This is a genomic window from Prolixibacteraceae bacterium (assembly GCA_019856515.1).
In the GTDB taxonomy this organism is placed as follows: Bacteria; Bacteroidota; Bacteroidia; order Bacteroidales; family Prolixibacteraceae; genus Halosquirtibacter; species Halosquirtibacter xylanolyticus.
In genome coordinates this window covers 4,967,984-4,980,573 of record CP082230.1, presented here as the reverse complement: position 1 = coordinate 4,980,573, position 12,590 = coordinate 4,967,984, and the positions used below count along the sequence as shown (strand labels likewise).

General features: G+C 36.8%; 8 protein-coding genes. 3 read left to right on the top strand and 5 right to left on the bottom strand.

All coding sequences use genetic code 11. From position 1 onward, the window contains the following. Window positions 1-242 precede the first annotated feature (242 nt). The 5 genes from K5X82_18290 to rfbC form a co-directional block, all read right to left on the bottom strand. Window positions 243-3,431, bottom strand: coding sequence for an efflux RND transporter permease subunit (locus K5X82_18290; protein QZT37159.1), 3,189 nt, complete (start codon window positions 3,429-3,431; stop codon window positions 243-245). Window positions 3,432-3,442: 11 nt separating this feature from the next. Further along, the gene (locus K5X82_18285; GenBank protein ID QZT37158.1) at window positions 3,443-4,516 is read right to left on the bottom strand and encodes an efflux RND transporter periplasmic adaptor subunit; all 1,074 of its coding nucleotides are present in this window, start codon (window positions 4,514-4,516) and stop codon (window positions 3,443-3,445) included. 3 nt (window positions 4,517-4,519) lie between these two features. Continuing rightward, window positions 4,520-5,839, bottom strand: coding sequence for a TolC family protein (locus K5X82_18280; GenBank protein ID QZT37157.1), 1,320 nt, complete (start codon window positions 5,837-5,839; stop codon window positions 4,520-4,522). 350 nt (window positions 5,840-6,189) lie between these two features. Then, window positions 6,190-7,665: a hypothetical protein gene (locus K5X82_18275; GenBank protein QZT37156.1), complete on the bottom strand. Its 1,476-nt coding sequence runs from the start codon at window positions 7,663-7,665 to the stop codon at window positions 6,190-6,192. 293 nt (window positions 7,666-7,958) lie between these two features. Continuing rightward, complete coding sequence (rfbC, locus tag K5X82_18270; GenBank protein QZT37155.1) at window positions 7,959-8,510, bottom strand: dTDP-4-dehydrorhamnose 3,5-epimerase; 552 nt, start codon at window positions 8,508-8,510, stop codon at window positions 7,959-7,961. Between the two features lie 452 nt (window positions 8,511-8,962). Here rfbC and K5X82_18265 point away from each other — a divergent pair, with 452 nt between their 5' ends. From K5X82_18265 to rimO, 3 genes are all read left to right on the top strand, one after another. Then, complete coding sequence (locus K5X82_18265) at window positions 8,963-9,313, top strand: hypothetical protein (protein QZT37154.1); 351 nt, start codon at window positions 8,963-8,965, stop codon at window positions 9,311-9,313. Window positions 9,314-10,137: 824 nt separating this feature from the next. Then, window positions 10,138-10,743, top strand: coding sequence for a DNA-3-methyladenine glycosylase I (locus K5X82_18260; GenBank protein ID QZT39157.1), 606 nt, complete (start codon window positions 10,138-10,140; stop codon window positions 10,741-10,743). 316 nt (window positions 10,744-11,059) lie between these two features. Continuing rightward, window positions 11,060-12,355, top strand: coding sequence for a 30S ribosomal protein S12 methylthiotransferase RimO (gene rimO / locus K5X82_18255; protein ID QZT37153.1), 1,296 nt, complete (start codon window positions 11,060-11,062; stop codon window positions 12,353-12,355). The last annotated feature ends 235 nt before the right edge of the window (window positions 12,356-12,590 follow it).

The window sequence follows — 12,590 nt, the reverse complement described above, 5'->3', positions numbered from 1 at the left end:
GACATCCATTTTATGTTCTACACAACAAATATAACACAAAAGTAAGAGTAAAAAAGTTTAACACCACAATAAAAGAGCTTAAACACATCAATAACAACACTATTACCACATAAAACAAACTACCACATCCATTTTTTGTTTGCACAGAACATATACCATACAACTCTAGTTTACACCATATTCTAGAACTAAAAAGCCCAAAGTGATAAAACACTTTGGGCTATATTATTAATCATGATCTTCTACTGATACTTTTTACGATATCCCATATAAAATATCAATGGTACAATAATCAAGGTCAATGCTGTTGATGCTATTGATCCACCCATTAACGAGATAGCTAAACCTTGGAATATAGGGTCAAAAAGAATCACGAAAGCTCCAATGACTACTGTTCCTGCAGTTAAAAGAATAGGAGTCGTCCGAACAGCACCAGCCTCTATGATAGCCTGTTTTAGAGGAACCCTTTCCAATAGCCTTAGATTAATAAAATCAACAAGTAAAATTGCATTCCGGACCATAATTCCAGCGAGAGCAATCAATCCGATCATACTTGTTGCTGTAAAGTATGCTCCCATAATCCAGTGTCCAACCAATATTCCACCTAATGAAAGTGGTATCGAGATCATCATAATCATTGGCACCTTGTAATCTTGAAACCACCCGATGATCAACATATAAATGACTACAAGAACGACGGCAAAGGCCACGCCTAAATCTCGAAAAACATCGTAAGTAATCTGCCACTCACCATCCCATTTCACTACATACTTATCATCGTTAAATGGTTGTCCATTATACATTTCAATCAGACGGTCTTGACCTTTTACCGGAATCTGCTCTATCTGTTCTTTTACATCTAATATCGGGTAGACTGGACTCTCCAATGAACCTGCAACCTCCGCTGTAACATAGGTTACTGGGTGCTGGTTCTTACGGTATATCGACTTTGGCTCTTTCACTCTATTCACCTTCGCAACATCGCCAAGATAGACCATCGATCCGTTTCTTGACAATAGCTTTATAGCTTGTATGCTTTCAATGGATGCATATGCTTTGTCCTCGAACTGTAAGTTTACAGGCACCTCATTATTCTCATTAGATTGAATAATATTCATAATCCGACTCCCATGAAGAGAGGTCTGTAGTACCTGTTCAATCTGTTGAGTTGAAACACCTCGAACAAGTGCTTTTTGTTTATCAATAATCAGTTTATATCCATACGTATCTGCTTCAATATATGTATCAACATCTACGACATTTGGATTGTCATTAAAGATATCTTCCACATGTAGAGCAATACGTCTTTGCTCTACAGCATCAGGCCCATACACCTCAACAACTAGAGTACTCAACACAGGTGGACCTGGAGGCATCTCCACAACCTTTATCTTTGCACCATAATTAGAAGCAATCTGCTCCAATCCTGGCCTTACCATCTTTGCAAGATCATGACTCTGCAAATCACGATCAGACTTATCGGTTAAATTGACTTGGATATCAGCCATATTGCTTGCCTGTCTTAGGTCGTAATGACGAACCAGTCCATTAAAAGTTATGGGAGAGGCTGTTCCAACATAACTAGTATACATTTTTACTTCAGGTTGATCTTTAATGTAATTCGCCAATGCCTGTGTCACCTCATATGTCTTTTCTAATGTGGTCCCCTCAGGCATATCAATGACCACTTGGTATTCATTTTTATTATCGAAAGGAAGCATCTTAACAGCAACCCACTTGACATAAAACAATAATATAGATCCAATTAATAACATCACGACAGCACCAATAAATCCCCATCGTCTCTTTTTGCTATCCAACAAAGGCATCATCACTTTACGGTAGAGCTTATAGATCCATGTAGATTCCACACCAGATAGTTCATCAGCACCATGCTTCTCAGTCCCCTCCTCTTTTTTCAATAAACGATAAGCGATATAAGGTGTAATGGTCAATGCAACTAATAGCGAAAAGATCATAGCAAAGGCTGCACCAATTGGCATGGGACTCATATATGGCCCCATCATACCTGAAACAGCCACCATAGGCAACACAGCTGCAATAACAGTAAAAGTCGCTAAAATCGTTGGATTACCGACCTCACTAATACTTGCAAGTGCGGCATCCATAAAGGATTTCTGTCGCATTTTAAAATGCCGATGCATATTCTCTGCAATAATAATGGAGTCATCCACTACAATTCCAGTCACAAACACTAGGGCGAATAAAGTAATACGATTTAATGTATATCCTAAAAGGTAATACACAAACAATGTAAGCGCAAAAGTTACAGGAACAGAAAGAAATACAACCAGTCCTCCTCTCCAACCCATACTAAGAGCTACAATAAATGTGACTGCAATAATAGAACCCAACAGATGCCACATCAACTCATTCACTTTATGAGAAGCACTTTTTCCATAGTTACGCGTCACTTCAATATGCACATCACGTGGAATAAGCTTACCCTCCAAATGAGATACTTTCTCAAGAACGAGATCAGCGAGCTGCATTGCATCGGCTCCATTTCGTTTGGCAACAGATATTGTAGATGCAGCATATGTATTAGGTGAATCGGCATGAGTAGCGCCATAACCAAACGTCACATATTGCGTTGGCTTGCCAGGACCATCTTCAACTGTGGCCACTTGATTTAGATATACAGGCGTATTCTGTTTCACCGACACTATAATATTCTCTAAGTCTGATTGACTTCTAAGAAATGTTCCACTCTGCACACTATACGTATGATTATGCTGATAAAAAGCACCCACCGTTTTTTGAGAGTTCTCTTGCATCAGTCGTTGTGCCACTACAGAAGCATCTAAGCCATAACCACTAAGCTTATTGGGATCAAATGTCACCGCAAACTCTCGTGATCTTCCACCTATTACTTTTACTTGAGCAATATCAGTAATCGTACTAATCTCATTAGCAACCTCAGTAGATATTCTTTTTAATTGATAGTCGTTATAGGTCTCACTCCATAGAGTTAACGACATCACAGGGACATCATCAATCGATCTTGTTTTTATCAAGGGCATAGATACTCCTTGTGGAATTTGATCCATATGTTTGACAATCTCATTATAAAGTTTTACGATACTTCTCTCGACATCATCTCCTACATAAAACTGAACAACTAACTGTGCCTGATCTTTCATACTTGTAGAGTAAACATACTCTACCCCTTTGATATTTGAGATCACCTTCTCCAACGGCTTAGAGACCCTTGACTCCACCTCTTTGGGAGAAGCTCCAGGGTAACTTATAAAGATATCTGCAATCGGAACGGATATTTGTGGCTCTTCTTCTCTAGGAGTTAAAGACGCACCATAAAAACCAAGACCTAGAAACAGTAACATCAACAATGGCGTTAGCTTTGAGTTGATAAACTGCTTTGCTATTTTTCCAGCAATTCCTTCTTTCATCTTTTAATCTTTTAGTTTAATCGATTTGTAGATATCTTATCTCCATCCCTGAGAGACACTGAAGGATTATTCACGATCACAGCTCCTTCGTCAAGGCCTGAAATAACACACCATTTTTCCTCATATGTTTCTCCTAATCTAATCCATTGAAGAAGCGCTCTTCCATTTTCTGCTACTTTATACACACCAGTTAATGCACCATAGCGAACAAGAGCTGTTTTAGGTATCACTATCTGTTGAGATTTCATATTAGGTAATCTCACGGTGGCATAAATACCATCACCCAGCTCTGACACCTTCTCTTCTATTTTTGCCACCACCCTAATTTGTCCATTGTGATATGTTCCAGTAGCAGCAATATGCGTTACTGTAGCAGTTAACTTTGTGGATGAATCTCTAACACTCACCTCACAAACCTCTCCTTCATGAAGCTCCATCGATTGGTCTTCAGGTAGAAAGAAGACAACATTATATACATTGGTATTGGCTATAGATAAGATGGGATGACCAGGAGTTGCATAACTACCTTGCTTCACAAATTTATTGGTTATTACCCCATTAAAAGGAGCCACTATTCGACTCGCCATTAGTAGACTCTTCACCTTTTCAACTTGTGCTTTGGCTTGGGTTAGTTGCTCTTTAGTAACTTGAAGCTCCATCGACACTTTATCAAACTCACCTTGCGTTATACTCTCTTCTGCAAGCAGACGTGTCATACGACCATAGTTCTTCTCCTCCAAGTGCAACTTAGAAACGACCTGCTCTAATGCTGCATTCGCAGTTGACAATGAAGCACGTAGCTCTTTGTTTTCAATCTTAACCAACAATGCTCCTCTTTTTACTTTATCACCTGGCTTAACCTTTAACATCTCAATCGTCCCCATCAGTTTGGTACTAAGGTCTGCTGATTCATCAGCAGAGATTGTCCCTGAGATGGTTTGAGGTCGTAATACCTCATATTGTTTCACTGCTATCGTTTCAACTTTTTGTGCAGTATCTATACTCTTTTGCTTACTACTTTCTGAACCACAAGAAAATAGTACGACCAAAGAGGTTATGACCATTAATATATTTGTCCACTTCATGATTTATTTGGTTTTAAGTATTAGTTCCAACTGAAAATTAGCTAAAGCATATTGGTATCTTGCCTGTAGGTATCTCCACTGCATTTGCTCCATTTCTGTTTGGTAGGTCAAAAGATCATTTGTCTTCTCTAACCCCTCAGAATAGCGATTATATTTAATCGAGTATGTCTCTTGTGATTGAAGAAAAGCTTCATACATTATTTTGACCTGCTGTTCGAACACCTTGATTTGATCCAAAGTATTATGCAACTCCATGTTGGCCTTCTCCTCCATCTGTACCAATTGGGTTTGGGCTCTCTTATATTGGGCTTTACTCTTTTTATTTTGGTTCCACTTGATTCCTCCTTCAAAGAGATTCCATCTCAAAGAGACCCCTACCAAATAGCTACTACTAGCTCCACTAAACATCTCAGGCGAGTTTAAATAATAACTCCCCATTGCATTCAATGATGGAATCCATGATGCCTTATTCTGATTTACTCGATAATGAAGCGCATCCACATAGTGTCTCTGAGCCATAAGATCAGGACGTGTAGAGGAGATCATGAGATTTGGTTGTACTTTTTCCTCTTGAATCTGGCCAATCTTATCAGAGGGAATAATTTGTGTTCCTTCGTCTAATCTCAATAAAAACACAAGATAACGATTGGCTTTACGCAAGTTGCTCTCTGCTCCAATCAATTGATTCTTTGCTTTGAGCTCATGAACTTTCGTTAATGACAAATCGGCTTGAGTAACCAACCCTTCCCTCTTCATGGAAGAGATCACTCTTAGTGAAGAAGCCGTCGTCTCTACAGACTTACGAGCAACATCAACTCTCTCTGAAGCCAACTGTAAAGCATAGTATGCTTTCTTCACCTCAAAAGATATATGATCATAAGTTCTCTGCAATGATGCAGATTTTGCATTCATTGCAGACCTGGCAGCCTTTCGCTCATATATCTTATCTAAATTAAATAGAGGCATCTGCACAGAGAACTCGGTATTCCAGTTATCCGTAGCATTTGGATTATTTAAAGTACTTGGTGCAAAGTCTGCTTCTGTAATAGAAGTCTGCTGTAAATTTATACCAAAAACTTGCATGGGGTTATTGGTATAAATATAATTTTCGGCAATGGAGACCTGTGGCATAAAGATCGCATTGGTTGTCTTGTAGTCAGCAATCGCCGCATTCAAATCTTCAAAAGCAATGCTAATCGTACTATTCTTCTCATAAGAGATCGACAGTGCTTCCTCCAAGGATAGTGTTCTATTTTGTTGAGCTATCACACCCAACATGGGAAAACAATATAGCATTACCCATAAGTACACTCTTTTTTTCATATGTCAGTTATTAAATTATGTATCTACAATACTTCAATCCAATAATTGTTATCAAATATTTGGGAGCAAACATCAAATAACTAAAGAAGACCATGCATTTTAAAAACCTAACCAATAGAACCACTCTATTGTTTAATCATGTCATACCAATTCTATATTGTATCGGCACTACTTCTCTTGGATACAATACAAACGTAACATCTATGAAAATAAAGAAATGTAACCTTAGTCACACGCAAAACATATCAAACTAATAACCAAATACATACACTATAACTCAAAACAAAAAAAACCAGCTCCCCGAAGAGAACTGGTCTAACTAAAAATATGTAACAGTCTATCTAAAAATTCTATCTCCAAAGAGGCCCAACCTCTGACTCTGTCAATGGTGCACCTTTAATACCCTCAGATGCCAACTTACCTAAATCTAAATCAACACCTTCGATTTGCATCTCCTCCGACTTCACTAAGGATAATTCATCAGGACGTTGTGTTACTCCATCTTTATCGTCCTTCAACTTCATTTTATACTCTGTCATACCTTCAACTTTAGATTCAAAGCCTGTATCAGTTCCGAAAAAATAGTTTCCTTCAAAGGTTCCTAACTCATCCGCTGTTTGACTTGTAAACATAAAATCTTTTTTAAAGTATCTCTTTTGATAAAAAACATTGCCCTTAATTCTTAAATCATGAGGTAATTCAAAACGATACTTTTTCTTTGCACACCACTGTTCACGACGATCTCTTAATGGTTCAAAGTGTACGGCATAACCATTGTTATTAACAAAAAGATTATTGTATATCGACATATCAAATCCCAAAGCATGCTCTACATTCTCCGCTCCTGGGTTAATATATAATGCTGCATTACCTCTATTTTTAATCGTAGATCCTAGTTCAAAATAGTTTCCAGCAATAAGGTGTTTGCTTCCCCAAACAAAAACACCACCACAACCAAGCTTCTCATTTTTAGCCAAAAAGAAGTTATTCAATAAGACTTGACGATCCCCATGACGAAAGTTCATGGTTCCTCTACACTCTATAAAAGTATTGGCATAAAATACATTCTCCTGACATTTACTTGTAATAATCTCTGGTTCTGAGTTCTGACGAACAAATAAGTTTGAATCTACAAGACAACGACCATAATCATTACGATAATATCCAATACGAATACCTCCCCCTGCATTACCCTTCTTCTTGAAAGGGTTGTTTAGCAAACAGTGGTCAATTCTATGATACATAGCAGGAGCTGGAGTATTTGATCTTTTATGTATTCTATTATTCAAGTTGATCACTTGATCCACTGTTGATTTATTCAAAAATGAGCAATGATCAATACGACAATGCTGTGGTACCTCTCCTTTTTCATTTAAGGAAGTAGTCACATATGCAGATTTTACATTATCAAAATTATCCACGATACAGTTGGTAATCCTATTATAACTTCCATAGATAGCAATTAATCCAGGTCCATGAGATTTCCACTCTGAAGAGATACGTGCTCCATTATTGAGTATAAATCCATCAAAAACAATATGAGAACCTCTTATCTCTACTTTTGCATCTCCAGAGATCTTCACTTCACCCCCATTTTCAGCTCTCACTACGATCGGATTTTTTGCAGTTCCATTAACATTAAGAATCCACTTAAGATCTTTATAAATACCATCCTTAACAATTAAAACATCCCCAGGAGACAACTGACTCGACTGCTTTATAATCTCACTATTTGAATCTACCTCAATGGTTCTTCCTTGAGCCATTCCAATAAAAGGCAACACGAAAACTAAGATGATCACCATCCCCACATAAAATCTTCTCATACTCTTTGGCGTTATATCATTTTTAATCTTTATCATCTCTGATCTTCCCACACAACAGTGTTCTATGGGTTAGTTGTTCATGTCACAAACATAGAGGTTTCTATAGTGAATACAATATCAACACCTTACCACCAGTAGCCCAAATGATTGTTTTGGGAACCTTTTATTCATTCCCAAAAAAAAGGGATCTAATTATTCACTGTAATGTACAATCAAGACATAAAAATAGCCTCTATCTAAAAGGCTTTAGATAGAGGCTATCAAGAATAAAATCTATTTCGTAAAAGGCAATACTATTCAAAAGGGCTCATCCAATCATTTACTAAAGGCAATACTCCATCCTTTTCTGAAATGATAAATTCATCTTTCGAAAGCTTCCAATCAATGTTTAGCATTGGGTCATTCCATCGAATACCTCCTTCTGATGAAGGACTATAAGGTGCATCCACTTTATAAGAGAATAGCGCGGTATCGCTTAGCGTGATAAAACCATGAGCGAACCCCTTAGGAACAAAAAGTTGATGTTTATTATCTTCAGACAAAATTGCACTAAAACTTTTCATATATGTTGGCGACCCCTTTCGTATGTCTACACACACGTCCAGAACTGTACCTTGAATACAACGAACAAGCTTAGCTTGTGCAAAAGGAGGAGCTTGATAATGCAGACCGCGCAAAGCCCCCTTTTTGGAGAATGATTCATTCTCTTGAATAATATGAAAATCGCCACTATAAGATTCTAATGCACTATGCTTATAAGACTCCATAAAATAACCACGATCATCTTTATATACATTGGGTTCGATAATCACCAAATCCTTTAATGGTGTTTCTAATATCTTCATTGATCTATTGTTTTAAAAGTGTGATTACAACATCATCTATATCTTAGATAAAGAAAGATCTAATTAAACATCTAGCTTGTTTACCCAAGACAAAATATATGCTTGGTCACTTATGACCATGATACTCTTACAAATTAGAGTCAAAATAGAAAGAAAGATACTCATCTGCAAAGCATCGACTTAAAACAATCAATATATACTTATGATAACCGTATACTGAAAGAGAGTATCATCCAAGTAGATCTATTTCCACTGAGATCAAAGATAAACAATTCACTTAGAGATGAGATAAAAATAGACAATATCAGATCCCCATCCACACAAAAGCCTAATATATTCATTTACACATCATAATACAATATAGCTTAATTAACCTTTAATGTGAAAACAAAAGGAATACCTTGGTGTAATATAGTGCAAGAACGAAATTATTGATTAAAACATTTTTTAGTATGAAACAATTACTTCTATTGCTAGTGTTGGCATTTACAACAACTGCTCTATCTGCAAACAACACAACCACAACATCTCAAGACCAAACAACAGAGATCTCTATTGACAAAGATTGTTGTAAAGCTGCAGCGGATAAAGGAGAGACATGTACAAAGTGTCACCCAGAAGCCAAGAAGAAATCATGTTGTAAAGACAAAAGCAAAAAAGAGTGCGCAAAGAAGAAAGATTGCTGTAAAGACGCTTCAAAAAAAGGAGAGCAATGTCAAAAATGCGACAAGACAAAAAAAGATTGTTGTAAAACAGCAAGTAAAGAAGGAAAACACTGTAGCAAGTGTAAAACAAAAAAATAATAAACCCAATTACATCATGTAATGAGCTATAAACGTTTGTGAATAGATTTTGTTTAAACAAGACTGAAAATCAAAGCATAGTTTCCCCTACGCTTAGTTTTTTAACGAAATACAAACAAAATAGAACGTAATAAAATAGTTCTTTTTAATGATATTATTGGTTTAAATTATTGCTTGACTTTCATTAATTCAAAATCCATCTACTTACGTTTTATCCCAAAAACCAACGTATCGTAGATGGATTTTTTCACACAACACGCATATCCAATTAGCATTACTTCTTCATAAAATAAGAAAAAACGTTACTACTCAGGTTCTTCAGATAGGTTTCAATAGATAAAAACTTCAAATACGTTGATTTGGCGTACAGTGTTGATAAAATAACGATGTATTTGTTGATTACTTTTAGTTGTTGTCTTTTCTATTCTGACCATATGAGTAGATTTTTATAGGCATCAAAAAAGTCGATCTTTTAGAACAGGAGAACAAATCATTAAAGGAGCAAATTGCTCAATTACTTAAAGAACTTGATGATCTCAAGTTACAGGTTAAAGTCCTGTCCGAAGAAAACGCTTCACTACACAATAAGGTCAAGAATCTTGAAGATCAATTGGCTCGTAGTAAAAAAACAGTAGCAATAGCAGTTTCCCTCCATCTAGAGATTTATCGACAGAAAAGAAGAATCAATCTCTTTGCAAGAAATCCAATAAAAAATCGGGAGGTTAACTCAGGGACACAAGTAACGTTCATTAATTGATTTTGGATGAAAAGGCGTATCTTTAATCAAAGAAATGGTTTTAACTATGATTAAAGACAGACAGAGTATAACATCCGATGAGATTAAACGATGCTCATGGTGTGGGAGTGATCCCCTATATATCGCCTATCACGATACGGAATGGGGAGTACCAAAGATTGATGATATCGACTTTTTCGAGAAGATCAGTTTGGAAGGAGCTCAAGCAGGATTAAGTTGGATCACTATTCTAAAGAAGAGAGAAGGTTATAGAGAGGTATTCTTAGATTTTGATCCCCAAGCCATCGTTGAATCAGGTTTAGATCACTTTTTACAACATATGGACAACCCAAGAATTATTCGTAACCGGAGAAAGATCGAAAGTGTCTACACCAATGCCTTGGCTTTTATTGAAATACAGAAAGAGTTTGGCTCTTTTGCGAAGTATTGGTGGCAATGGAGCGACTTCAAGATCATTGAACTCACCCCTGAGACTCTTGAAGATATACCGACACAGACAGAACTATCACTAAAGATTTCGAAAGATCTTAAGAGAAGAGGTTTTAAATTTGTTGGACCTACGATTATCTATTCGATGATGCAGGCAACAGGAATGGTCAACGACCATATCAGCACCTGTATGTTTCGTAATCATGGGATTACAATAGACCCTACTCTATTTGAAGAGTTATAGAATGAAACAAAGAACAACACCAAATGCATGTTGGAATAGGATCTAAGAGTTAGGTTCCAATAACATGGTCATCTTTTGTTGCTTGTGAGACATTTTCTGGTAAACAACGTGGATATTGTTCCCTATACATTTGGTGTGGTAAATACACTGTGACAAAGCTCTTAAATCTCTTTTTCATCTCCTTTCAGCAACATTCTCTTCTTTTACAAAGAAGTCATCTCTCATTTTAGAATTTATTCTTTCATAAGATTTGTTTAATCGGACAAAGAAATCTTTCTTTGCAGATCTTATAAAAAAGGAAATCTAGATTTTGATAATGAATAAGAAGGTTAACATTGTTACATTAGGTTGTTCAAAAAATCTAATTGATTCAGAGTTGTTTATGGGACAGCTTGAAGCGAATGGTTATGAGGTAGTGACGGATTCGAATGAAACAGATGCGGAGATTGTAGCTATCAACACTTGTGGTTTCATCTTAGATGCCAAAGAGGAGTCCATCAACACGGTTTTAGACTTTGTAGAAGCGAAGAAACGTGGAGAGATATCTAAAATCTTTGTCTTTGGTTGTCTTACGGAGAGATACAAAGATGAATTGATGGCAGAAATCCCTGAAGTAGATGGGTTCTATGGTAAGTTCCAAGTAAAGAAGATGGTCGAAGATTTAGAAGGCGAATACAAGATGAGCTTGAAGAATCAACGCTACGTTACCACCCCTTCTCACTATGCATTCCTAAAGATCTCAGAAGGATGCAATAGGACATGTTCTTATTGTGCCATTCCTTATATAACAGGAAAACATAAATCAAGACCAATAGAGGATATCGTAATTGAAGCTACACTTCTTGCAAAAAAAGGAGTTAAAGAGTTACTCGTAATAGCACAAGATCTATCTTTTTACGGTTTAGATCTATACAAAGAGCAACGCTTAGCGGAACTTGTACGTCAGCTTTCAAAGATTGAAGGCATCGAATGGATAAAACTTCATTATGCATATCCATCGAACTTCCCTTATGATCTGCTACCTGTAATGCAACAAGAACCTAAGGTATCACTGTACCTTGACATCGCATTGCAACACATTTCAGACCATATGCTGAAATTGATGCGTCGTAATATCAACAAACAAGAGACATTAGACTTACTCGCTCGTATTCGCAAAGAGGTTCCTGGCATTCACCTTCGTACCACACTACTTGTCGGTCACCCTGGTGAAACAGAAGAGGACTTTGAAGAGCTATGTGAATTCGTTGAGACAGCACGTTTCGAAAGACTTGGTGTTTTCGCTTATTCTCATGAAGACAACACATATGCTGGAGATAACTACGAAGACATTATTCCTAGTGATGTAAAGCAAGAACGTGTTGACAGAATTATGGAGCTACAACAAAACATCTCACTACTACATAACGAAACAAAAGTTGGGATGACAATGAAAGTTGTAGTAGACCGTATTGAAGGAGATCTATTTATAGGAAGAACAGAATTTGACTCTCCTGATGTCGATGGTGAAGTGTTTATCTCAAGCGAGGAAGAGCTTGCAATTGGACAATTTGTAGAGGTGAAAATTACGGAAGCATCAGACTATGATCTATATGCTGAGGTGATCAAATAACACCAATAGAATATTTCAAATCAAAGCATCTATACAAAGCGTATAGATGCTTTTTTTATCCCATATATCAACAGAATTGCGAATATAAAAAGCAGGGGACACTTTCCTTATATCGATCAATAATTCCCTATATAAATAGTGCTATCGGTCATAATAATTTTGAATCGCACTTAAAGAGCACTATATTTAACCATAGGTTAAACCATATAAACAGCATAATAAAATGAGGAGCCCC